The organism is Limosilactobacillus caviae, from assembly GCF_014635905.1.
GTDB classification, from domain to species: Bacteria; Bacillota; Bacilli; order Lactobacillales; family Lactobacillaceae; genus Limosilactobacillus; species Limosilactobacillus caviae.
This window is the reverse complement of the sequence record NZ_BMDS01000005.1, coordinates 84,388-108,596: the sequence shown is the minus strand read 5'-3', so window position 1 is coordinate 108,596 and position 24,209 is coordinate 84,388. Positions and strand designations below refer to the sequence as shown.

The following is a 24,209-nucleotide window of genomic DNA, read 5'->3' as shown; positions in this document are numbered from 1 at the left end:
TAGCACTCCTTTACGATGCGCAAGATAATTACTGATTTAAATTATTAAAAAGCTGGATGAAAAGAAAAATTAGTGCATAACGACATAGTAATTGCCAGGGAAGTATTGCTGATCGGTAATTTTAACCGTTTCATTTTCATTCGGTGCCTGGATGATTCGGCCGTCGCCAAGAGAAATGGCTACGTGATATGGAGCATCATCAGAACCGTAAAAAACAAGCGCGCCATATGGGGCATTTAAGACGTTATCGTGAATATGCGGTCCCAATGCTTGTTGTTCATATGTTGTCCGTTGAGGAATACCGTAGCAATACTGAACTAAACCGGAACAATCAAAACCACCTGGCTTATTACCGCCCCAAACATAAGGAGTTCCTAAATAAGACATTGCCTTATTAACAGAATCCTGCAAACTTTGACTACTCTTATTGGTTTGATCTTTTTTGACCTCATTATTAGCAGATGCATCATTTTTGTCTTTAGTGGGGATTGTTAATTTTTGACCCGCAAAAATCAGTTCTTTATTTTGCAGGTGATTAGCGGTTGCAATATCGTCTGCACTAACATTATACTTTTGCGCAATCCCATTCAAATTATCGCCAGCACTGACTGTAACAGTCGTATCAGCCTTAGCAGTTACTGTTCCCATTGCCATTGCACCAGCTACTCCTAACGACGATGCGAGAATTTTTTTAGTTGTTGATTTCATTATTTCGTTTATCCCTCTTTATATTAAATATTCTTAAAATTTTATCAAACTATTAATAAAATAACAGAAAAATTTAAGATCTTCAACCACTAATCTACTTTCTTAATAGTTGATCCTAATATTATATATACGTAAAAAGATGTTATTTACACTTTTAAATTAAAAAAGTCTAGGAAATAATTTTCCTAAACTCTCTATATATTTTCTTTACCGAATCTCTGCACTGACTTGATTTTGTAAGTAAGCTGTAACCTTTTCAAAGGCGGCATTTACTTGATCTTCCGTTAATGTTCCATTGTCATCCTGATAAGTTAATGTATAAGCAAGTGACTTCTTGCCTGCAGGAAGATGGGATCCGGCATAAACGTCAAACAGGCGAACTTCCTTAAGATAAGCACCGCCTTTTTGTTTAATTGCATCGACAATCGTTGCATTTTCTACATTATCATCAACTAAAAGGGCAATGTCGCGGGTAATTGAAGGATACTTGCTAATAGGCGTGTATTCATTTTCAATTTTTGGTGCCGTAAGCAGCGCCTCAAGATTTAATTCGAATACGTACGTTTCAGGAATCTTGTATTCTTTAGCCGTTAATGGGTGAACCTGACCAATAAACCCAACTAATTGATCATCTACCTTAATGTCTGCTGTCCGTCCAGGGTGCATTTCCGGACGGTCACTAGTTGGAACATAAGAAATTTTACCTGCAATCCCCATGTTCTTAAGGTAGCGTTCAACGATCCCTTTTAATTGGAAGAAATCAACTGGTTGATCTTTCTTATTCCAACTATTAGCTACCATCTGACCGGTAACAGCAGCTGCAAGGTGTTCTTGTTCTACTGGACGCTCATCCCCCATCGGTAAGAAGACACGACCTTCTTCGTAGAGGGCAACATCATCAACATTTCGGGCTACGTTATAGGCGATATCATTAAGTAAGCCACTGACGATATTCATCCGGGTTGCCACATGGTCAGAACTCATTGGGAAATCTAACTTCATTGGTTCATCAAGCGGCTTGATCTGGAATTGCTTTGCTTTTTCAACGGTTGTTAGTGAATAACTGATTGCTTGTGTTAAGCCCATCCCCTCAAGATCATGCCGACTTGCACGAATAAAGCGTTGCCGCGGAGTTAGTCCTCCACGATTACGAGTCATTGTCGGCAGTGTAGATGGTAAATTATCATAACCGTAAATCCGGGCAATTTCTTCGTAAAGATCAGCAGCAAGACTAATGTCCCAACGCCGGGCTGGTGCAATTACCGTCAATTGATCGTCATCATCAACGGTATAAGCAAATGCTAAACGATCAAAGATATCAGTAACCTGCTCCATTGTTAGTGCGGTTCCAAGAACGTGGTTAATCTTGGCAAGTGATAGTTTAATTGGGGTATCAACCGCTGGCGCTTTACTACCAGTAACAATTCCTGCAGTAACCGTACCGCCAGCAAGTTCCTCAATCAACTCGGCAGCTTCATTCAATGCCGTCTCAACAGTTGACGGATTAATTCCCCGTTCAAACCGCATTGATGATTCGCTATGAAGGTCTAGTCGCCGTGCTTGTTTACGAACCATTACCGGATCAAAAACAGCAGCTTCAAGCGCAACGGTTGTCGTATCGTCACTCACCGCTGTCCCTTCTCCGCCCATTGTTCCTGCAAGCGCAACTGGTTGGTCATTAACAGTTACAACAATATCATTTGCCTTTAAGGTCTGTTCATCACCGTCTAATGTTACGAACTTTTCACCTTCACTAGCATGACGAACATCAAATTTTTTGCCTGGTAATTGATCATAGTCATAGCTGTGAAGTGGTTGACCATATTTGAGAAGAATATAATTTGTTACATCAACCACATTATTTACTGGCCGAATACCACTATTCCATAAGCGAATTTGAAGCCAGAGAGGACTTTCCGCGATTTTAACATTTTTAATTACTCGCAGCTTATAAGTTGGCGCAATCTTAGTATCGGTAATCTCAGACTGAAGAAGGTCGGCTGTCTTTTCATCACTTTCTTCTTTAATTGCAATTTCCTTAAAGTGTGGCTTTAAGCCATAAAAAGCAGCAATATCGTTAACATTTCCGTAAATGCTAAGCATGTCACCACGGTTAGGCGTGACATCTGTATCGATAATCGTATCGTCCATTCCTAAGTACTTAATTACTGAATCACCGTTTTGAGCATCATCTGGTAAGAAGTAAATGCCTTCTTCATAATCTTTTGGCGCAATCTTATCGCTAAATCCGATTTCCTGAAGAGCACATAGCATTCCGTTTGACTCCACGCCCCGGATTTTGCCACGCTTTATTTTTTGATTATCAGCGATTCGAGCACCGTTAAGAGCCACAATCACCTTTTTGCCTTCTTGAACATTAGGGGCACCACATACAATCTGAAGTGGTGCTTCTTCACCAACATCAACCTGACAAACATGAAGGTGGTCTGAGTCAGGATGGTTTTCACATTTTACTATTTGCCCAACAACGATCTTTTTTAGTCCTTCGCTCAATGAGTAAACATCATTAATGTCAACAGAGGTACGAGCAATTTTTTCGGCTAAATCTTGAGGGGCAATATCTAAGTCAAGGTATTCTTGAAGCCATTGGTATGATACTTTCATTTCACATTATCCTTTCTGGTCAAATTGGTTAAGGAAGCGGACATCATTTTGGTAGAAATTACGAATATCATCAACACCGTATTTCAGCATTGCAAAACGATCCGGTCCGAGTCCAAAGGCAAAACCGCCATATTCTTCTGGATCAACGCCAGACATCTTAAGCACGTTGGGATGAACCATACCGGCACCAAGGACTTCAATCCAACCAGTTTGTTTACAAATTGCACACCCCTTACCGAGACAATTAAAGCAGGTAATGTCGGCTTCAACTGATGGTTCAGTAAACGGGAAGTAGCTTGGACGTAAGCGGACCTTAAGCTTGTCGCCAAAAAGGTTTTGGGCAACGGCTTCAAGTGTTCCTTTAAGGTCAGCCATTGTAATATTTTTACCAACAACCATCCCTTCAATTTGGTGGAACTGGTGACTATGAGTTGCGTCATCAGTATCACGCCGATAAACCTTACCTGGTGAAATCATCTTTAACGGGCCTTGGCTAAAATCATGTTTTTCAAGCATTCGGGCTTGCATTGGTGATGTCTGGGTCCGCATCAAAACGGATGGGGTAACATAAAATGTGTCTTGCATATCACGGGCTGGGTGATCTTTTGGCAAATTAAGCTTTTCAAAGTTGTAAACTTCTTGTTCAACTTCATCACCAACGGCCACCTCATATCCCATCGATACAAAGAGGTCAACTACTTGGTCAATGATTTGTTGAATAACATGCGGCTGCCCTTGAGCTACTGGTGTTCCAGGAAGGGTGACATCAATTGTTTGCGCAGCTAGCTTAGCATTCATTGCTGCTTGTTCTAATTCAGCACGTTTATTTTCAATTGCTGCTGATAACTCATCCCGAACCTTGTTAGCGAACTGTCCTACTTTTGGACGCTCTTCAGCACTAAGGTCACGCATTCCGCGAAGAACAGAAGTAATAGGTCCCTTCTTTCCCAGCATTTTTACGCGAATTTCGTTAACTCGTTTTAAATCCTTCGATTGTTTAATATCCTGCAATCCTTCTTCACGAAGTTCGGCTAATTTCTCTCTTAGTCCCATATTTTCACTCCTTAAATTAAAAAAGCCTCATCCCAAATAGGGACGAGGCTTCGCGGTACCACCCTAGTTTGTAGGTAACAACCTACACACTCAAATAATCAATAACGGTGATTAGCCGGAATACCATTACGTATCAGCTCCGAAAGTGAAATTCACCTTAGATCACTGGTTGTAATTTTCAGCTTATAATTACAACTCTCTGACAGGATCATCTAGCTACTAGCTCTCATCAAAGCCTTTAATTCAATTACATATTCTAGACAATCATCTACAGGGCGTCAAGCGTTATTTTAGATAAACAACTTAAATCCACTTGTCACTCCATGCGTGAACTGCTTCCATAACTGGCCGTAATTCTTGACCACGTTCAGTCAACGAATAATCTACCCGACTAGATCCTTCATATGTATTACGGACAACAATTTGTTCATCCTCTAGTTCCTTCAGCCGCTCACACAATACCCGGTCGCTGCATTTTGCGATACTACTGGCAATATCTTTAAAACGCATGTTGCCGTTTTTAAGCAAAACTTCAATAATTAACCCGTTCCATTTTTTCCCCAAGATCATGAACGTACGTGTAAATTTTGGACAAAGCTTACAGTCTTCATCAAGTTCCTTTTCTACTGCTAATTGTTCCATAATTTAGTTCTCCCTCTCCTCTACCAAGTCGTTCGCATCCGACGTTTCTTAATCTTTCGGCGCATTTTTGCCCGCAATGGACCAAAGAACTCATGCTCCGCTTCAAAGTCGTCAACAAGTGAAACAATTAAGCTCTCTGGATAACGCGGCACTGCCAATGTTGCGCCAAACATGTGCTTAAGGATAATATCCTTTTCTTTTTTGTTTAAGGGGGTTAGCTTTTCCGCATTCCGCAACGCTACTCGTGGATGAATAAAAGCATGTGTTCCTAGATTGAACTTAGTCGTACGCCAATCATAATAAAAGAGATCATGCAACAGCCCCGCACGAGCAGTACTGCGATAATCAAGATGCATTTTCTTAGCAATTTTGTAGCTATCATACGAAACCGCAATAGAATGTTGCAGGCGGGTAGAGTGATGATGCTGAGTATAGTTCGCTAGCTTTTGAACGGCTGGCTGCTCTAAAAGGTCGGCAACAATTGAAACATACTCCTTATCGGTGCGCCATTCATTTTTTGATTTCATGTAATACCCCTTTTCTATTTGTTGCAATTATCATACACGATTTTGACGAGAAAATAAATTAATTTAGTCTAGATTTTGATTAAGCTGAAACATTAGAATTCCTGCAGAGATAGCAACATTAAGCGACTCAGCCTCGCCGCGCATTGGAATATACAAGTTATCACTTGTCTGGTTAAGAAGGTCATTACTCATCCCCTGACCCTCATTTCCCATTATTAATGCGAAAGTTTCTGTTGGTTCAACCGTTCGAAAGTTCTTAGCTTGTGGATTAAGCTGGGTACCATATACTGGAGCATTGACCGCCTTAAAATCAGCAACCCACTTTTGCAAGTCGCCTTCAAACATTTGCAAGTGGAACTGACTCCCCTGCATCGAACGAACAACCTTAGGACCAAATAAGTCAGCGGAGCGCTGTCCAACCACTACCCCGGTAAATCCAGCGGCATCTGCTGTCCGAACCATTGTCCCAACATTTCCTGGATCTTGAACCCGGTCAAGGAAAAGCCATGCGCCATGCAGGGGCTCTGCTGGCAAACGATGTGAATCAGGTAAGGCTACAACCGCCGCAATTCCTTGAGGCGTTACCGTATCAGTAATATGTTTCATAATCTCTTCGGTAACTTCATAGGTTGCGTTAGCCATTCCCTCAAGCTCAGGATGGGCGCTTAGCTGTTCAGCCGTCCCAATTACTTCAAGGAGGTCTATTCCTGCTTTATAAGCTTCTTGAACAAGATGCCAGCCATCTAATAGATATGTACCGGTCTGCCGCCGCGCCTTTTTTGTTTGCAGTTTCTTCCAATCTTTAACGTGCTGATTGTGAATCGATGTTAATTGTTCCATAGTAAATTGCATGCTCCTTCTTGTTAATTAAATTATACCATGTTCCTGATGTACAATTGTTAGTAACTAATAATAAGTTTTTATTAAGGAGCATAATCATGGTTAATTATCATCTTAAAATCAGCGGACGCGTCCAAGGAGTCGGTTTTCGCTGGAGTGTATATCAATTGGCACGCCAAGCCGGAGTTGAAGGGATAGTTATGAATAAGAATGATGGCAGCGTTTACTGTGAATTCCAGGGTCCTACCGCCATCGTTAATGAGCTAATCGCAAAAGTTAAGGCCGGTCCCACCCCCTACGCTAAAATTAATGAAGTTAAAATCAAACAAGGGGGCATCAAAAACTACCATCACTCATTTCAAATCACTCATTAGTTCACGATTAGCGGTAGAATTCAATTCCCGAATAGAGTAAAATACGTACTATTAACGTAAATAATATTTAAAGAACATAAGGGAGTTTGATTCATTAATATGAAACGAAAACGAATAACGATCGCTGGTGGGCTGTTTACCATCCTTCTCCTTCTTAGCGGATGTGTGCGGACTACTAAAAGCGGTCGCCCATACGGCTTTGTTTATGACTACATGGCTAAACCAATGCAGCACTTGATGGAATGGCTGGCAAGTCACATGGGTAATAACTACGGCTGGGCGATTATTGTAATTGTGGTAGTTGTACGGACGGTTCTTTTACCGGTAATGTTCTCACAAATGAAAAAGTCGACCATTATGCAGGAAAAGATGTCCAAGGTTCAACCACTAATCAAAGAACTAACTGAAAAGCAAAAAGCAGCTAAAACGCCTGAAGAGCAAGCAGCTGTTAGCCAACAAATGATGGCCCTTTATCGGGACAACAATATCAGTTTAACCGGTGGAATCGGTTGCCTCCCATTGCTGATTCAATTACCAATTTTTGCTGCGTTGTATGCGGCTATCCGGTATTCCCCAGACTTATACCATGCTACATTCTTAGGAATTCCGCTTGGTAAGCCTAGTATTATTTTAGCTGTTTTATCGTTTATCGCATATGCGGCACAGAGCTATCTTGGTCTTGTCGGTGTTCCAGAAGCCCAGAAAAAACAAATGAAGGCTGCTATTTGGATGAGTCCTTTTATGACATTCTTTATTTCGATTACCTCTTCTGCTGGATTAGGTCTTTACTTCTTTATCGGGGGACTGTTTGCCATCTTACAAACTTTAATGGTCAATGCTTACCGCCCACGAATCCGACGTCAAATTGAGGAAGAAAGTAAAAATAACCCAATCAAGATGCCAAAAGCACCAGTAATTAATACTCCAACTGCGTCAACCAAGCCAACGGACGCAATCGATCAATTACGCAAGGGTGATACAAAGCCAGCAAATCAAAATCGCCAACGTAATGCCGGAAAGCAACAACATCACAAAAAATAAGTAACTAGCTGAAAGGAGTGGCAGCAACCATCTTGCCGAGAAGGTTGTTTCCCACTCTTTTCTTAATTCAAAGGAGAAATAAATGATTAAACCAATTATTAAAGACCAACAATTGCTTGCTAAAAAGTCACTACCGACAACCAAAGCTGACCTCTCACTTGCAAATGACCTTACCGATACGCTTAATGCCCACCAAGCTGAATGTGTAGGCATGGCTGCTAACATGATTGGAGTTAATAAGAATGCGATTATCGCCCGAATCGGCCCTTTTAATATCGTAATGTTCAACCCGCAGATTACTGCTAAAAGTCAGCCCTACCAAACTACAGAAGGCTGTCTCTCACTAAGCGGTACCCGGCCGACAAAGCGTTATAAGCAGATCACCGTTCAATTTAAAAATCGCAACTGGGAAGAACAAACCTTAAAGTTAACTGACTTTGCTGCTGAAATTGTCCAGCATGAAATTGATCATTGTAATGGAATTATAATATAACGGCAATAAGAATATTTGTTAAAATAGCAATAAATGAAATAAGGATAGTAAAATCGCCGGGTTTTACAACAATTTAATCTATGCTTCTCAAACAGGCGTCCAATAGGGAGGATGGGAGCAAGTTTTGTGGAGGTTTTAGGATGAATTCACCAATGTCAATTACCAAGGAAGTGCGGCATTACGTTATTCGAAATGTAGTAGCAACCTTGGGGATGTCAATGTACGTTATTATTGATACCCTATTTATTTCAATTGCTGCAGGAGCTTTAGGGCTAACCACCCTTAACCTTGTTCTTCCCTTATTTAATGTTTTCAACGGAACTGGTCTATTGCTCGGTGTTGGAGGAGCCACAATTTTTTCATTGAATAAGGTCATGCATCCTGAAAAAATAAATTCACTATTTAGTCAACTCATTATCTTTGCCTTTACTTTAGGAATCATTCTCGCAATCCTATTAAACGTTTTTGCGACACCCGTAGTTAATTTCCTGGGTGCAGACGATGCAACTCGTCAAATGGCAATTGTTTATTTACGGATTGTTTCATGGAGCGGACCCCTTTATATGGTGAACTACATTGCGATTAATTTTATCCGTAATGATGGGAACCCTACTCTAACAATGAAGGCAACCTTAACAGAAACTTTATCTGTTATTCTTATCGACTGGTTCTTTATCTTTGGACTCGGTCTCAAATTAGAGGGAGCCGCACTGGCAGTATTGTTTTCACCAGCAATCAGCCTGTTCGTTTTAAGTTTCCACCGTAAGTTTGCAGGACGACAACTAGAATGGCACTGGGTAATTCCCCAGCTTAAAAATCTTGTCCGGTCAGCCCGTCTAGGAACCGCCTCCGCATTAAATGAATTAAGTACCGGTGTCAGCATTTATTTCTTTAACCACGTTTTATTACAGCTGGCTAATAACTATGCCGTTGCTGCTTATGGCGTTATCTCTAACATTGCAATTGTCGTCTTAGCGATTGCTAACGGGGTAGCGCTCGGCGTTCAGCCGCTTGCTAGTCGAGAATTCGGCAAACATGAGTATAAGAATGTCACTACTACCTTAAAAAACGGGATTGTAATCACCCTGCTTTTGGCAACTATCAGTTTTATAATCCTAATTACTTTTAAGCTACCGATTATTGAGATTTTTAACACCGCTCATTCTAATCAACTAGTTGCATATGCCAGCATTGGCCTACCAATTTACTTTACAAGCGTCTTCTTCAGTGCATTGAATTTATTATTTATTCTCTTCTTGACAGCGATTGGTTCAGCTCGCGCATCATTTACTTTATCCATTCTCCGCGGATATATCATCCTGTTACCAGCTATTCTTATTCTGGCTAAAATTGCAGGTATTAACGGAGTATGGGCAGCCGTTCCCTTTACTGAATTAATAATCACATGCATTGGCGGAATCATAATCTATCAACGGCTTAAAAAATTAAATAAGTCATAGTGAGTAAAAAGGATGTAACAAAGCCTCTAAAGCACGGTAAAACCGAACTCTAGAGGCTTTTTTGTACTTTCTAAAGACTAGTTCTGCATCGATTTTTGCTGCGTTCCCTCTTAGTCTTTAATTCTTTTAACTGCGTGATTGTAAAATACCCAAGCAACGATACCAAAGAAGACCGGACCAAATGCTGTCCAGAAAGCAGTTTGAAAATCATGGTCTAGGATTGGTTGGATACAAGTAAAGATAATCCCTAAACACACGATTATTTCAACAAAGACAACTAATACATTTGTCCAAAACCGATTCTTAAATACCACGAAATCATGAGGGATATTTTTCTTCTGAAAGACTGGGAATGCCCCAACCAAGAAGATATATGGTGCACAAGTCGAAACATTAACCATATCCGTCAAAATTTGATAGAAACTAGCAGCTGCGGAACCCCCGAATGCTATTAAGAAAATAATGCATGATACAAAGATAGCTTGAATCCACATAGCATATGCCGGCATTCCGTGCTTATTTAAGGTTACTATCTTTTTCGGCCAGAGTTCAGGGTTGGCCCCCATGATAAAGGACTTAATAGGAGAATAGACCAGCAGGAACATTGCACCTAACATTCCCATCAAACCTGCTAATGCAATCATCCGGGTAAACAGAACACCCAAAAAGACATTGGTTGCATGACTTAACCCTAATGAAGCACCTAATTGATAGCCCAATTCATTAAAAACAACATAAGTAACGTTCCCCAGATTAACGTTTGACTTTGCAATAACATGATCATAATTAACGCTAAAACCGGTCATTAAGATCATCAACACATAACTACCGATTGTTAATAGGGAACCGATCACTAAGCCACGCGGAAATGTCTTTGCTGGATCCTTCATACTATCAGTAACCCCACCAAGGTTTTCCATTCCGCCATATGCAAAAATTGCGTAAATAACAAATGAAATAATTGCAATCGGTGTCTTAAAAGCTGGGTTAGGCGATTCAATGAAACTGCTAATACCATGAATTGGCTGAGCGGTTACCCCTTTATTGGCAATAATCGTAACTAAACTTGCGACGATAAAAATAACATTCATGCCAATCATAAATGCTCCGCCAAACGAACTAATTTTCGTAATACCATTAATTCCCTGTGAACTTAACAGGGTTACTACTAAAACGAAAAGAATCGCTAAAATACCAATTAACTGGTTTGAATTAAAAATCCAAAAATGCCATTGCTGGGTAGTATCATGACCAAATAAAAGTGCGGATAATGTTATCCAAAGGCGAGAGGCACTTGATACTAGCCATAGCACCCAGCTTGCTAGCCAAATAAATGTCCCAATGAAGGCAAGCCGTTCACCAATCGATCCTGCTAACCAAGAGTAAATTCCCCCCTTAGCGTCCTTAAATGCAGAACCATATTCAGCCATCATCAAACAGCAAGGAAAGAAGAAACAAACTCCTGCCAAGATGTACCAAAACATTCCCGCATATGCCATCTGATCATAAGCAATAGAAACATTACCAAAACCGTATATCGTTGAAATAATCATCAGCACCAGTGTCGGTGTTGTAATTAATTTTTTCTGCTCCTTAGCAGCCACTCCAATTCAACTCCTCAATAAATCTCCACCATATTTTTAGTATCCGCTTTCATTATACCGCCTTCTTAAAAAAACATCGCTTATTTTATAGGACAATTGAATAAAAGTGTTTTGTAACACAAAAAGGACTCCAGCGCGGTAAAACCGAACTCTGAAATCCCTTTTTACGTATTAATAAGAAACATGGTCTTTTTATTTTTTTGTCTCCGGATCTTCAATAATTGGTAAAACGATTCGGAACAGCGAACCGGCACCAACTGAACTCTCTAACGTAATAGAACCGTGATACCCTTCAATCAGGCGTTTAGCGATTGACAGTCCCAGTCCATTACCACCTTTTTTACGGCTACGAGCCTTATCTACCCGATAGAACCGGTCAAAAACCCGTTTTACATTTTCAGGTGAGATACCTTCACCAAAGTCTTGAATCCCGATCTCAACAGTATTCATTCCCCGTGATAGAATCATATGAATCTCCTTATGATCATCCGTTGAATATTTAACAGCATTATCACATAGAATCACAAGTACTTGTTCAAGATGATCCCGATAAATATTAACCGTAATTGGTTCTTTAAGGTCATCATCAAGACGGAAAGTAAAGTCAGGATATAGCATCTTAAAGTTATTAAAGACTTGATGAACCACATCATTAACAATCGTGTGCTGGTTGCGGAAATTAATCTCAACTTGTTCAGCCCGGCTTAAATCAAGCATTTCCTGAACAAGATTTTTCATCCGTCGCGTTTCAATTAACGTTGCTTTAATTGAATCATCGAGGACTTTAGGATCATCCTTTCCCCACCGCTGTAACATCTCTAAATGACCTTGAATAATGGCAACCGGTGTCCGTAATTCATGACTGACATCACTAACAAATTGAGACTGTTGATCAATATATCGCTGCATCCGGTCAAGCATCTCATTAAACATCGTTGTCAGCTCTGCTAGTTCATCATTACGGTTAGTAGTTGGTACACGGACATCCTTTGTAGGATCTGCACTAATCTCTTTGACAGTATCGTGAATCCCATCTAATGGCCGTAAAAGAAACAGCGAGAGGAAATATCCGAGAAGGCCACTAGCAATAACAACTAAACACAAAGCTAAGGCACACACTAACGCTAACCGATGATAGCTCTGCGTATAAGCATCAAGATTATTTTCAACCTGCAGATAGCCGATTAGCTGGCGGCTTCTCTGACCATAGATTGGCATTTGCCCTACCAGTACATCATGAGCCGGCCCAGCAGCAATATGAATATTCCGATTAGTCGTAAAAGATGGCTTCTTAATGTAGCGACCTGTACTCAAAATATTTTTACCATCAGGATTATAGATATTAATAATTAAATGACCATCGCTTAATTCTTTAACCACTGGCCGTCGATATTCCTGTCCTGTTATAATATTGGATCGGTCGGCGTCGGGATCAATCAAACGACTAACATTTTTCTTAGTTAACGGTTTATTCAAGGTTCCTAACTGACGGCTAATATTCGTCATCCCTTGATTCAATAACTGCCGCTCCTGATGAAACAAATTTTGTGTAAATGCGCTAAATAATGCCATCACGACAACAAAAAAGATGATTAATGACCCTAATGCCGTGCCAACTGCCCATTTGATCTTTAGTGAAATAAACCGTCTTTCATCTTTTTGCTCCATGATAAATCATTCCTATGAACGAATTACATATCCAGTACCACGAACCGTCTGGATGTAGCTCTTTTCACCAGGACGATCAATCTTGTTTCGCAAGTACCGAATATAAACATCGACAACATTCGTTTCAACCTTAGAATCATATCCCCAGACCTTGCTTAATAAGTCTTTCCGCGACATGACCACGTTGATATTTTCCATCAAGATCAATAATAGTTCGTATTCCCGTTTCGTCAAGTTAATCACTTCATCACCTCGACGAACAACCCGGTTTTCTTTTTCAATTGTTAAATCCTTGTAGTTAACAGTTGTTTGGTGTTCTTTATTATTACCATCTTCAATACTGATCCGCCGTAGTAACGCCCGCACCCGTGCAAGCAGTTCTTCAATTGCGAATGGTTTAACAATATAATCATCTGCCCCGTGGTCTAACCCAGAGACACGGTCAATAACAGAATCCCGAGCAGTCATGATAATAATCGGCGTATCTTTTAATTCACGTACCCGCCGAGCAACTTCAATCCCGTTTAATTCAGGCAACATCAGATCGAGCAAAATCACATCAAAATCTTGACTCAAAGCAGCATCAAGACCAGCCCGACCGTCAAGTTCAACATCGGTGTCGTACCCTTCGTGCTTTAGTTCAAGTTCAACAAAGTTTGCTAAGTTTTCCTCGTCCTCAATAATTAAAATTCGACTCATTAATAATTCACCTACTATAATAATCTTTTTTACTTGTTATACGTATTAATAAAACACAATAATTTTATCACAATTTTTTAATAAACCCTAGTATTCTTGATACGAAAAATATAGATTTAACAAGGAATTAGATTATATCATTTTTCATTCATCGATTCTTAGAAAACTTTAAAATAAAAAAACTACCCTAGGTCCGGCGCCTAAAGGATAGTTTTTAATGTTAATTAGTTGTTAGTGTTAACAACTTGCTTGCCGTCGTAGTAACCACAACTTGGGCATACCATGTGTGACTTACGAAGTTCACCACAGTTTGGGCAAGGAGTAAGGCCAGGTACATTTAACTTAATGTGACCCCGACGCATACGCTTCTTAGTCTTTGAAGTCTTCCGTGCTGGAACAGCCATGTTTGACACCTCCTAGGAAATATAATCATCCACAAATGGTTTTTAACCGTCCGCTATTTTTTATTATCCTGATCAGGAAAAAGGTTTTTCAACTTAGCGAGACGTGGATCAACTTTTTCATCTTCCTGCTTTTGGGCTTTATAGTCATCTTCAGAGATAACACTCCAGCCTTTACCATTTGGCATTGGTTTACCAGATTTTTCTTCGGCAGAAAGGACCCGCAATGGTACCTGCTCGACAATATTTTCCGCTAATGCAGTATCAAAGTCAATCGGCTCTCCTTTTTTTATAAGGAAAATTACATCATCTTCATCCTCATAGCGTGAAAAGTGTGAGCGATCATCGATATACGTCTCAGAGAACGTAAAATCGAGTGGCAATTGAACGGGTGTTAACGAGCGACTAGATGGAACGGTCAGCGTAGTCATAACATGCGCGCTAATCGTTGCATCACCATCGTCATAAGTAACGTATCCATCAACTTTAACTGGTTGAACAGCTAAAATAATATCTGGAAATAGCTTCGTTAATGATGCGTTCAGATCAAAAGTACTTTGAATATGAAGTGGTTCATCTTGATAACGATGTAATTCAGCTAACGACCATTTCACCGTACTAACCTCCTAATGCAACATGTGCAATTATACTAGTCCCCTTATAGGTTGTCAATGTTTTTTCCTTGACAACCTTTAGGAACCGCAATCTATTTAAATAATTTTACCAAACTTTGCAAAAGACGTTAATCAATAATCACTGGCGGATGCTTTAAATCTTGCTCAACAGGTGTAAATAATTGATACAATTTACCAGCCCGATAATCAAGGTTGAGTAATCCGTCGCGTAAATCTTGGTCAACCTTAGTGATTAATGGCGTCCCTACCTGTTTTTTGACTTCATGAAGATATTGACGGCCAAGCTGATTAAAAGCTAATACATGTAAATATGGATCTTTATAATGTTGATCAACTTCCGCTTGAGTAATCTGCAATAACGTATACAAGCATACGCGTAATAAATGTGCATACGTATAACGCTTTGTCTTGGTATATTTCATAAAAGAATCAAAATCTAGACTCCGCTGGGCAGCATCTTTCATCCGGTATTCTAAACCTTCAGCCATTAAATAGGTTGCCTGTAAGGTTGAAATCGGCGCTTGAATCAGCTGGTTACGTAATAAAGGATAAAGCTGTTCCCATGATGGAATACTCTTAATTTGCGCAAGGTAATCAGCCATTACTGATGGAACCGCCCGGCGATACGAATTACCCCCTAATAGGGCTTGTCGAATGGCACTCGCACTAGCAATCTCACCATTAATATCTTTGTCATGGTAATTACTTCCCTGTCGCTGGATTGGGAGTAGGTCAAACTGATAGTTATGCTGAACTTTAGCCTTGGTATAAGCAAAGGCCAAAATATCATTGGGGTCAACAAGCGTAACCCCTGTTTGTGCTTTTAACTGCTGATTAAACTGCGTAGCATAGGTTGCATTGTATTGATTGAAGTCTTCTTGGTTAAACTGCTTTTCTGCTTTAACCAAATGCTCAAAATCCCACTGGGGGTGTTCAGCACCAAAAACAACCGAATTAACATTAAGAGCGGCTAAAAGGCGAAGTGCCCCTGCTGCAAATCGATGAGCAGGTTGGACAGCATAAAATATCGGTAATTCGATAACCAGATCTACACCACTCATTACAGCTGCCTTAGCTCGTGCCCATTTATCAACAATTGTTGGTTCCCCGCGTTGCGTAAAGTTCCCACTCATCACCGCAACTGTTACTTCAGCTCCTGATACTTTTTTTGCCTGGCGGAGATGGTAGCGGTGACCATTATGAAATGGATTATATTCAACAACAAGGCCTACTGCATTCATTGAAATTTCTCCTTATTTTTGACACTTAAAGAACCAGCGCGTCGGATTATTTTCATTCATCACAGTTGAAAAGTTAGTACCAACCTCAATCGACCTAAAGCCGGCCTGTGTCAGCATTTGCTTTAACAGTGGTAACTCATAGGCCTGCTCATAATGAGTCTCACTTACTCGATCATAGCGGCCATCATCACCCCTTGTGAAGAAAGTTAATTCATGAATTGCCCCATGGCTGATATCATCATTTTTAAAACTCTGCCACAAAAAAGCCCGCTGATGATTATCATCTTCATAGTTATACATATAACCGGGATAAATATCATCAGTCTGGTGAGGAGTGATTACATCAAACAAAAATACCCCATCATTTTTTAAGTGTTTAGCAATTTCACCAAATGTCTGTTGAACTGCTGAGGCATCGTCCAAGTAACAAAATGAATCTGCATAACAGGTTATCGCATCGTATTTAGGGAATGATTCCAAATTACGCATATCTGCCTGAACTAAATGTAAATCTACTCCCGCTTCAGCTGCATGTTGGTCGGCTAAACTAAGCATTTCTGCTGAAAAGTCTGCAACAGTAATATCAAACCCACGTGCGGCAAGCATTACTCCTAACCGGCCGCTACCTCCGGCTAAATCCAATATACTAGTAGTTTGTGGGCGCAAGTTATCAAGGGTAAATTTTTCCCAATTATGGTACATCTCTGGATCAAAAAGCTGGTCATATAACTGGGCAAAACTCTGATAAATCATTAATCGTTAACCCATTCGTCAATATTAACTAACGGTGCATCTGCCCATAGCTTTTCAAGATTATAAAATTGGCGCGTTTCTTCACGGAAAACATGAACCACAACATCGCCGAGATCAACTAGAACCCATTGGGCGTGATTCTTACCTTCGACGCTACCAATCTTCACATTTTCTTGGTGTGCTTTTTCGATAATTGCATTTGTAATCGCTTGTACTTGACGGTCAGAACCACCAGTCATAATAACAAAATAGTCTGCCATTGGACTAATCTCATCTACTTTAAGTGCAACGATATCTTCAGCACGACGACCATCTGCCGCTTTTACTACCATTTCTAATAATTGTTTACTATCCATTAATCGATTTCTCCTTCATATTGTGGGACCCATGCATTATACGTATCAATTGTCTTGGGATAAACAGGTTTATCATTTGCAATAAGATAGGCTAAAGTATGCTTGGTTTGGTAAGCAACACCTGCTTGTAGATTTGCAGCAGTGATTATTCGAGCCTTATTTACACCCGCAAAATCACGTCCTGGCTCAATATAATCAGCCATATAAATAACCTGTTCCAGTTTTGTCATTACCGGTGCACCAGTAGTGTGGTGGCGAACAGCATTTAGGATATCTTCATCCCAAATACCCAATTCATCTTTAATCAGCTCCGCACCAACGACCCCGTGCCAAATTGCATTGCCGTAATCTAATAAAAGCGGGTCCAGGCCTTTTTTCTTGATTTCAGCAATGAAGTCACTATCAGGTCGCTGCTTAGCATAGTCATGACATAACCCCGCAATACTTGCCTTTTCAATATCAACGTTATTTTTACGTGCAAGATCAATTGCTGTTTGTTCAACCCTTAAGACATGACGGAAACGCTTATCTTTTAACGCTTTTTTCAACCGTCCGACAAGCTCATCCCGCGTCATCGGAATATAATTTTGCTGGTAAACTAATTCTTTACTCACGATATAACCCATGCTCCTCAATAAATTTGCTAACTGCATCCGGCACCATGTATTTGATTGATTGTCCTGATTGAATTCGTTTACGAATATCAGTTGAGCTAAAATCAACAGTTGGTACATCAACCCAAATTACTGGATATTTTGTCTCATTTTTTGCTCCTTGCCGATGGACACCAACAAAGTGGAAATGCGGCAAACGAATTAAATCATTGATTCGATACCACTTATCAAGGTAATCAACCATATCACCGCCAATGATAAAGTAATAGTCCACATCAGGGTGTTTATCCAATAAGTATTTGATGGTGTCATAAGTATAACTGATCCCACCACGCTCTAATTCTGCATCTTCAATCCCTAAGAAGGGGTTATCAGCAATTGCTAGCTCAAGCATTTGCAACCGTAGTTTAGGATTAATTGAATCTTTATGATCAACATGCGGTGGCTTAGCATCAGGCAGGAAATCAACCCGATCCAAACATAGGGCATGACCGACCTGATCAGCAAAGAATAGGTGGGCATTATGAATAGGATTGAACGTCCCGCCATAAAGACCGATCCGTTTACGATGATTTATCTTTTTAGTTTGTGGTTGAGCCTGCGTTTGAACTTTATCTATTACACTACAGCTTTGCACAAAAAGTCACTCCCGCTTTACTTAAATTTCAGCAACCCGTGAAGATAATCCGCGAGCATCCTTATTTGCTGAAACCTTAAATAAGACTAAAACCCGACCAATAACTTGAACAACTTGAATATCAGTCTTTTCTTCAATCATCTGCCGTACCTCATCAGTTGTTACGTCAGAATTTTGTAAAATACTAACTTTAATTAATTCTCGACGATCAAGTGCGCCATCTAATTGTGCAAGCCAATTATCAGTTAAGCCATCTTTACCAACTGAAAATAGCGGTTGGAGGTGGTTAGCTTGAGCGCGTAAAAATCGTTTTTGTTTTCCTCTTAATTGCATAACTCTTTCCTTTCCAATATCAACGTTAAACCATCGCACGGCGAACTAATGCTCCGACACCCTTTGGTACCCATGCTGCAACTGTTGTATTTGCTGGAACCGTAATCCATCCCAAACCTTCAAATACAACATCGCTTTTTTCTGTAATATGAAATTCATAGCGTTCTAATGGCGGGAATGTATCCTTTTCATCACTTGTTGGCGGCGTTAATAGATCGCCTAAGTGCTTAGAATAGAAATTATCCGCATTACTTAATTTTGTCCGATGGATCGGTAAATTATTATCAAAATAAGCGACCATTCCTACTCTTTCACCACGAAGATAATCAAACCTTGCTACTCCGCCTAAGAACAAAGTCTGTTCATCATTTAACTGGTAAGTCTTAGGTTTGATTTCTTTTTGCGGTGCAACAATCTTGAGATCTTTTGGCGATAGTACATGAGCCATTTGTTCTTGGTGGATAATTCCAGGGGTGTCAACTAACACATGCCCATCATCTAATGGAATCTCAATTTTATCAAGAGTCGTTCCTGGGAAGCGTGAGGTAGTTATTAATTCCTTAACTCCTGTTCGTTGCTTAATAATTTGATTGATTAAGGTTGATTTACCAACATTTGTCACCCCAACAACATATACGTCGCGATTCTGGCGGTACTTCTCAATCACATCAAGCAAATGATCAATCTGATGATTCTTTTTAGCAGATACAAGGACTGTATTAATTGGACGTAATCCGGCCATGTTCGCCTGTTGACGAATCCAATCTTGAAGTTTGGGACGACGAAGAGAACGTGGTAACAGGTCTTCTTTATTACCCACTAATAGGACAGGGTTATCGCCCACAAAACGGTGTAATCCCGGAATTAGACTCCCATTAAAGTCAAAGACATCAACAACATATACAATTAAAGCATTAGCATCACGAATTTGATTTAGCAACCGCAAAAAGTCATCATCAGTCAATGATACAGGGGCAATCTCGTTGTAATGCCGAAGACGGAAACAACGCTGACAATAAAGTTCGCCGGTTTCCTTTCCTTTTTCAAGCGCTGATTTAGGTGTATAGCCTAAACCTGCTGGATCATCAGTTTGGATTACACTTCCACAACCAATACAACGCAATTCTTCAGTTTGTTGTTCTTGCTCAGTCATTCAAATCCTCCTGCCATTTCAAATCTGGATACTTTTTCATCAATTTCTTCCAAACACGCCGTTCAAAGAACCGGTTGATTCGGGTATCCCATTTATCCGTATTTAGTAATGGTTGCACCAAAATGCTACGAATACCCGCTTGATTAGCTGCTGCGACATCCGTTAGTAGTTGGTCACCAACCATCACTACTTCTTTTTTCTCTAAACCAAGTTTTTTTCGTGCCCGTTCGATCCCAAAGCTTAGTGGTTTCAAGGAGCGAGAAACAAAAGGAAGGTCAAGATTATTAACCGCCTTAGCGACCCGCTCTTTACTATTATTAGAAATAACAATCAATGGAATGTTGGCTTCATGTAAAGCATTCATCCATTCCTTTAATTCTGGCGTTCCATCAGGATTATTCCAAGCAATCAAGGTATTATCAAGATCGCTAAAAACAGCCCGAATACCCTGCTCTTTTAATTGTGCAGGAGAAACAGAATATATTGAATTTACCATCCATGTCGGTTTAAATATCTCTAACAATGTTGCACCTCGTCAAAATTATTATTCCAATCGGCAAGTCCGATTTAATGTTCTAGTATTTAATTATATCCTGTGCATTAGTAGGAAAGCAACCAATAAAAAAACCACTCATCATGCATACACATCATAAGTGGTCGAAGATTATTTAGGCTTAGTTAAGAGCTTTTTTAGCTTCGTCAACGAGTGCCTTAAATGCATCTGCATCGTTAACAGCTAAATCAGCTAACATCTTACGGTTAATGTCGATGTTAGCAAGCTTTAAACCGTGCATTAACTTGCTGTAACTAATGTCGTTCATACGTGCAGCAGCGTTAATCCGTGCAATCCAAAGTTCACGGAACTTACGCTTGTTGACCTTACGATCACGGAAAGCGTAAGTGTAACTCTTCATTACTTGGTCCTTAGCAGTCTTGAAAAGACGGTGCTTTGAACCACGGTAACCCTTTGCTAACTTCATAATGCGCTTGCGACGTGCACGCGTAACAGTTCCACCTTTAACTCGCATGTTGAAATCCTCCTACGTATTTTAAATAGTTATTTTTGTGAAGTTTACTTAAATGGTAATAACTTCTTGTAACGCTTTACGTTGGTCTTGTCCATCATGCTCAAACCACGTAATTGACGACGTTGCTTCTTAGTCTTACCGTGGAAACGGTGACTGGTAAATGAGTTACCACTCTTGAATCCACCATTAGCTGTACGCTTAAAACGCTTTGCAGCAGCGCGGTTACTCTTCATCTTTGGCATAACTAATTCCTACCTTCTTAAATTAATTTTTTGCTTTATCAGCAGCTGGGGCAAGAGTTAAGAAAATACTCCGCCCTTCCATCTTCGGACGTTGGACAACAGTGGCAATGTCTGATGTTTCTTCAGCCATTCGTTCAATCATGTCACGACCGATATCCTTATGAGTGATAGCACGACCACGGAAACGTAATGAAATCCGTACCTTGTCACCCTTTTCAATGAACTTACGAACACGCTTTAATTTTACATTAAAGTCATTCGTATCAATTGATGGACTAAGGCGAATTTCCTTAACCGTTATCGTCTTTTGCTTCTTACGAGCTTCACGCTCTTTCTTTTGCATCTCGAAACGGTACTTCCCGTAATCCATAATGCGGGCAACAGCTGGGCGTGCCTTAGGTGCAACTAATACTAGGTCTAGATTAGCCTCTTCAGCTAATTGTAGTGCTTCACGCTTAGACTTAATGCCTAATTGCTCACCGTTTTGACCGATTAACCGCACTTCACGTGCACGAATACCGTTATTGACAATCATATCTTGTGCTATGGCAACGCACCTCCAATTTTTTTAGCGAAAGATCAAGCAAAAAAGCGAGACACAAGAGTGCCCCGCTTCATAATAACAACCATTTTGGTCGATCATCATTCATCTCGTCAGCCCGGCGATCATTACCACCTAGGCGAGAAGCGGGTGCTTCTGCTTTTTCTTTCAACGTTTACTAGCTTACTAAATTAGTACTTTAATGTCAAGAAGTTTATCCCTTATCACGCAAATTTTTGCCTTCCATCTCGATTTCCCGTGATAAGAATTTAACCCGCTCCATTATTCGTGCAGCCTTTAAGGGTTCATTATCTCCCTGTGCATTTACAGCAAGGTGATTATTTTGCAGTTCTTCCATGGAAAAATTAGAACTAAAGAAGGTCGGCAGCTCCTCTTGCATTCGATATTCTAAGATAACTCCTAAAACATCATCTCTAATCCAAGTCGACATTGCACCGGCTCCGATATCATCCAGCATTAGAATCGGGGCACGTTTAATTGCATCAAGTTTCTGACCCGTACTATTTTGTTTAATTGAATTGCGCATTTCAACTGCAAAACTTGGAAAATGAACCATTGTAGTAGCAACTTCCTTATTCTTTGCCAATTCATTTGCAATTGCGCCTAATAGGTAGGTCTTCCCAACGCCAAACTGACCATAAAGGTAGAGGCCCGGCTGAAATTGATCCTTTTCATAATTATCTGTAAAGTCCATTGCAGCCTGAATTGCCTTTGTCCGTGTATCAGTTTGCATATCATCATTTAAATAGTAATCATCATATGAAGCATTTTTGATGAACTTCGGCATATTGATTGAATTAACTAATCGCTGAATATGCTGTTGCCGTTGTCGTTCTATCAGTTGTTTTGTCGGAACATAAGTTACATCAATTTGCCCAGCGCTAATTATCAATTGGGGCGAATAACCGGGGGCAACAGTTGGCACGCCCTTTTCAATTAATTGTTTTTCGTGGAAATATTCATAAAGCTTTGATTGTCCTCGCTTAATCGCTTCTTTACTGAGACGGTCACGATTTTCATTTAAAAACGCGTGCACATCTTTATCAGAATAAACTTGTTTCATTGTTTGCTGAATATTATTTGTAATATTTTGTCCCCGCATCAACCCTTGAAGCGTTTTATTTAGTGATTGCATTGCTGCCACCTCCTTTAATTATTTCTTTTTTCGATTGGCAATCCGCTCACGGAGCTTAGCAACTTCTTGTGATGAAGCTTTTTTCATTAACTCGCTTTTATCTTTTTTACTCCACTCTGGCATTGGTTCTTTGATTGTTTTCCGCCAATTATTTCTTTGGGGCTTTTTAGCTTCCTTTTTCTTCTCTTGTGACTGCTTGTTAAAGTTTTTTAACTGAAGCAATGCTTGCTGCCCAGTCGATACCCCGTTTTGCAGCCAATTATTTGCAATCGTATCGACAAAGTTAGCAGTTAATGTCGAATGACCCCGATCACCAATAACGTACCAGGTCAAAATATTAATTGCTTCTTTTGTCAATTTTTCCTGCTCCACTAATCCTGTTAGAATATGCCGCTCCCCAGATGTTACATAGCCACCAGTTTGCGCTTTTAAATCCTGTAAGAATTCAACTGGGGAATAATCAGCAGCGGTCTTTAATAACTGCTGGTCCTTACTTGTTAACCCTTTGTTGGAAACAGGTGATTTCTCTTCAGCTACCTTGCTTGGCTGGGTATATATTACATTATACGTTGAAGCGACAATTTGCTTGAATTTTTGGGGATTAAAATGATTAGTCTGCAAATCGATTGACCGCAACACCAGTTTTTTCATTGTTGGTTCATCAATACCGTAAAGCTGGTGTTCTAATAAAATCAGTTCATGATTATTTTCCAAGTCACTACTTACAATCGGCTGGTTAGCTAGTAAATGCAGTAGCGTACTCCAATTAAAGTCAGTTTTCATTCCCGCTGTTAGTGATGGCCGCTTTTCGATTGGGGACTGCTTTCGCGCATCAGTAATTGTTTTCGGGGTGGCTGTAATCGACTGCGAATTAATATGAAATTCCTCAAAAAAGCGGTGACTAATATTTGTCAAATTTACATTTGGAGAAGCAAGCTTATACTGACGACTTTGCTCAATCAAGTGGTTAAATGCCGTCTCACCGATCTCTTCTAACAATAGAATACTTAACAAATTATCAGTAAGAAACTTTTCTGGGGTTAGCGTAGGCTGCAGTTCATAAACGTAGACATCCCCGACCTCATCGCTTTGAAAATAAGTTTGGACTAAGCCAGCCGCCTCTAAACGATGAAGGGCCTCTAGCACCTGTTGTCCGCCGGCATTAATATGGGCTAATAACTCACTTTGCATTGTGCGGTTAGAAATTGTCGGCTTAGGGATTAATCGTGCCCTAAACGTATAAAAAAGGCTAAAAGCGAACGGCCCGAGAATTGGCTGGTAAAACGTTGCAAATGTCTGATCGTTAAAATTAACGAATGCCGTACTTGCAGTAACTATATAACCTGCCTGTGGGTCAAAAGTCGTTGCAGTCATCTTACAGCCCC

General features: G+C 40.1%; 28 protein-coding genes and 2 other annotated features. Of the genes, 4 read left to right on the top strand and 24 right to left on the bottom strand.

The features are described 5' to 3' along the window. Positions 1-69: 69 nt before the first annotated feature. From IEU90_RS07880 to IEU90_RS07855, 6 genes are all read right to left on the bottom strand, one after another. Positions 70-708, bottom strand: a complete 639-nt coding sequence (locus IEU90_RS07880) for a C40 family peptidase (protein ID WP_153710327.1) — start codon at positions 706-708, stop codon at positions 70-72. Between the two features lie 207 nt (positions 709-915). Then, positions 916-3,333 (bottom strand): phenylalanine--tRNA ligase subunit beta, encoded by a 2,418-nt coding sequence (pheT, locus tag IEU90_RS07875; protein ID WP_188357956.1) that lies wholly within the window; start codon positions 3,331-3,333, stop codon positions 916-918. Positions 3,334-3,339: 6 nt separating this feature from the next. Next, positions 3,340-4,386, bottom strand: a complete 1,047-nt coding sequence (gene pheS / locus IEU90_RS07870) for a phenylalanine--tRNA ligase subunit alpha (RefSeq protein ID WP_153710329.1) — start codon at positions 4,384-4,386, stop codon at positions 3,340-3,342. A 35-nt stretch (positions 4,387-4,421) separates the two neighbouring features. Further along, positions 4,422-4,628 (bottom strand) — a binding site (T-box leader). 61 nt (positions 4,629-4,689) lie between these two features. Continuing rightward, positions 4,690-5,028, bottom strand: a complete 339-nt coding sequence (locus IEU90_RS07865; RefSeq protein ID WP_153710330.1) for a winged helix-turn-helix transcriptional regulator — start codon at positions 5,026-5,028, stop codon at positions 4,690-4,692. A 20-nt stretch (positions 5,029-5,048) separates the two neighbouring features. Next, the gene (locus IEU90_RS07860) at positions 5,049-5,555 is read right to left on the bottom strand and encodes an HD domain-containing protein (RefSeq protein ID WP_153710331.1); all 507 of its coding nucleotides are present in this window, start codon (positions 5,553-5,555) and stop codon (positions 5,049-5,051) included. A 63-nt stretch (positions 5,556-5,618) separates the two neighbouring features. Then, positions 5,619-6,395 carry a TrmH family RNA methyltransferase gene (locus tag IEU90_RS07855; RefSeq protein WP_153710332.1) on the bottom strand — a complete coding sequence of 259 codons (777 nt, stop codon included), beginning with the start codon at positions 6,393-6,395 and terminating at the stop codon, positions 5,619-5,621. Between the two features lie 98 nt (positions 6,396-6,493). Between IEU90_RS07855 and IEU90_RS07850 the strand changes: the two genes are divergently transcribed. The 4 genes from IEU90_RS07850 (at position 6,494) to IEU90_RS07835 (ending at position 9,763) form a co-directional block, all read left to right on the top strand. Beyond that, entirely contained in the window at positions 6,494-6,769 is a 276-nt protein-coding gene (locus IEU90_RS07850; RefSeq protein WP_153710333.1) for an acylphosphatase, read from the top strand. A gap of 99 nt (positions 6,770-6,868) precedes the next feature. Next, on the top strand, positions 6,869-7,810 hold the full coding sequence (gene yidC, locus IEU90_RS07845) for a membrane protein insertase YidC (protein WP_153710334.1): 942 nt from the start codon (positions 6,869-6,871) through the stop codon (positions 7,808-7,810). An 82-nt stretch (positions 7,811-7,892) separates the two neighbouring features. Beyond that, a complete protein-coding gene (locus tag IEU90_RS07840; RefSeq protein WP_153710335.1) occupies positions 7,893-8,303 on the top strand; it encodes a peptide deformylase in 411 nt (136 codons plus the stop codon). A gap of 140 nt (positions 8,304-8,443) precedes the next feature. Then, positions 8,444-9,763, top strand: a complete 1,320-nt coding sequence (locus IEU90_RS07835; RefSeq protein ID WP_488168359.1) for an MATE family efflux transporter — start codon at positions 8,444-8,446, stop codon at positions 9,761-9,763. Positions 9,764-9,873: 110 nt separating this feature from the next. Here IEU90_RS07835 and yjeM read toward each other — a convergent pair whose 3' ends face one another. The 18 genes from yjeM to IEU90_RS07745 all read right to left on the bottom strand — a co-directional run bounded on the left by yjeM (position 9,874) and on the right by IEU90_RS07745 (position 24,198). Beyond that, positions 9,874-11,367: a glutamate/gamma-aminobutyrate family transporter YjeM gene (gene yjeM / locus IEU90_RS07830; RefSeq protein WP_188357955.1), complete on the bottom strand. Its 1,494-nt coding sequence runs from the start codon at positions 11,365-11,367 to the stop codon at positions 9,874-9,876. A gap of 192 nt (positions 11,368-11,559) precedes the next feature. Next, a complete protein-coding gene (locus tag IEU90_RS07825) occupies positions 11,560-13,035 on the bottom strand; it encodes a HAMP domain-containing sensor histidine kinase (RefSeq protein ID WP_153710337.1) in 1,476 nt (491 codons plus the stop codon). A 12-nt stretch (positions 13,036-13,047) separates the two neighbouring features. Beyond that, positions 13,048-13,734, bottom strand: a complete 687-nt coding sequence (locus IEU90_RS07820; RefSeq protein ID WP_076459329.1) for a response regulator transcription factor — start codon at positions 13,732-13,734, stop codon at positions 13,048-13,050. Positions 13,735-13,958: 224 nt separating this feature from the next. Continuing rightward, a complete protein-coding gene (rpmF, locus tag IEU90_RS07815; protein ID WP_003664092.1) occupies positions 13,959-14,138 on the bottom strand; it encodes a 50S ribosomal protein L32 in 180 nt (59 codons plus the stop codon). Positions 14,139-14,191: 53 nt separating this feature from the next. Further along, positions 14,192-14,749, bottom strand: a complete 558-nt coding sequence (locus tag IEU90_RS07810; protein ID WP_188357954.1) for a DUF177 domain-containing protein — start codon at positions 14,747-14,749, stop codon at positions 14,192-14,194. A 128-nt stretch (positions 14,750-14,877) separates the two neighbouring features. Next, a complete protein-coding gene (locus IEU90_RS07805; RefSeq protein WP_153710338.1) occupies positions 14,878-16,011 on the bottom strand; it encodes a nucleotidyltransferase in 1,134 nt (377 codons plus the stop codon). A 12-nt stretch (positions 16,012-16,023) separates the two neighbouring features. Continuing rightward, positions 16,024-16,764 carry a class I SAM-dependent DNA methyltransferase gene (locus IEU90_RS07800; protein ID WP_188357953.1) on the bottom strand — a complete coding sequence of 247 codons (741 nt, stop codon included), beginning with the start codon at positions 16,762-16,764 and terminating at the stop codon, positions 16,024-16,026. Then, positions 16,764-17,120, bottom strand: coding sequence for a ribosome silencing factor (rsfS, locus tag IEU90_RS07795; RefSeq protein WP_153710340.1), 357 nt, complete (start codon positions 17,118-17,120; stop codon positions 16,764-16,766). Before rsfS ends, IEU90_RS07800 begins: the two co-directional genes overlap by 1 nt. Continuing rightward, positions 17,120-17,734 carry a bis(5'-nucleosyl)-tetraphosphatase (symmetrical) YqeK gene (gene yqeK / locus IEU90_RS07790; protein WP_182598763.1) on the bottom strand — a complete coding sequence of 205 codons (615 nt, stop codon included), beginning with the start codon at positions 17,732-17,734 and terminating at the stop codon, positions 17,120-17,122. Before yqeK ends, rsfS begins: the two co-directional genes overlap by 1 nt. Further along, complete coding sequence (locus IEU90_RS07785) at positions 17,727-18,371, bottom strand: nicotinate-nucleotide adenylyltransferase (protein WP_188357952.1); 645 nt, start codon at positions 18,369-18,371, stop codon at positions 17,727-17,729. Before IEU90_RS07785 ends, yqeK begins: the two co-directional genes overlap by 8 nt. 21 nt (positions 18,372-18,392) lie before the next feature. Beyond that, a complete protein-coding gene (gene yhbY / locus IEU90_RS07780; RefSeq protein WP_153710342.1) occupies positions 18,393-18,704 on the bottom strand; it encodes a ribosome assembly RNA-binding protein YhbY in 312 nt (103 codons plus the stop codon). Positions 18,705-18,729: 25 nt separating this feature from the next. Beyond that, a complete protein-coding gene (gene yqeH / locus IEU90_RS07775; RefSeq protein ID WP_153710343.1) occupies positions 18,730-19,857 on the bottom strand; it encodes a ribosome biogenesis GTPase YqeH in 1,128 nt (375 codons plus the stop codon). Continuing rightward, on the bottom strand, positions 19,850-20,380 hold the full coding sequence (locus IEU90_RS07770) for a YqeG family HAD IIIA-type phosphatase (protein WP_153710344.1): 531 nt from the start codon (positions 20,378-20,380) through the stop codon (positions 19,850-19,852). Before IEU90_RS07770 ends, yqeH begins: the two co-directional genes overlap by 8 nt. Positions 20,381-20,531: 151 nt before the next feature. After that, a complete protein-coding gene (gene rplT, locus IEU90_RS07765) occupies positions 20,532-20,885 on the bottom strand; it encodes a 50S ribosomal protein L20 (RefSeq protein WP_076459319.1) in 354 nt (117 codons plus the stop codon). 44 nt (positions 20,886-20,929) lie between these two features. Next, positions 20,930-21,127: a 50S ribosomal protein L35 gene (rpmI, locus tag IEU90_RS07760; RefSeq protein ID WP_003664106.1), complete on the bottom strand. Its 198-nt coding sequence runs from the start codon at positions 21,125-21,127 to the stop codon at positions 20,930-20,932. Positions 21,128-21,149: 22 nt separating this feature from the next. Continuing rightward, the gene (gene infC / locus IEU90_RS07755; RefSeq protein WP_003668486.1) at positions 21,150-21,662 is read right to left on the bottom strand and encodes a translation initiation factor IF-3; all 513 of its coding nucleotides are present in this window, start codon (positions 21,660-21,662) and stop codon (positions 21,150-21,152) included. A 42-nt stretch (positions 21,663-21,704) separates the two neighbouring features. Next, positions 21,705-21,836: a sequence feature (ribosomal protein L20 leader region), on the bottom strand. A gap of 46 nt (positions 21,837-21,882) precedes the next feature. Beyond that, a complete protein-coding gene (gene dnaI, locus IEU90_RS07750; RefSeq protein WP_153710345.1) occupies positions 21,883-22,824 on the bottom strand; it encodes a primosomal protein DnaI in 942 nt (313 codons plus the stop codon). Positions 22,825-22,842: 18 nt separating this feature from the next. Continuing rightward, complete coding sequence (locus IEU90_RS07745; protein ID WP_188357951.1) at positions 22,843-24,198, bottom strand: replication initiation and membrane attachment family protein; 1,356 nt, start codon at positions 24,196-24,198, stop codon at positions 22,843-22,845. Positions 24,199-24,209 lie beyond the last annotated feature (11 nt).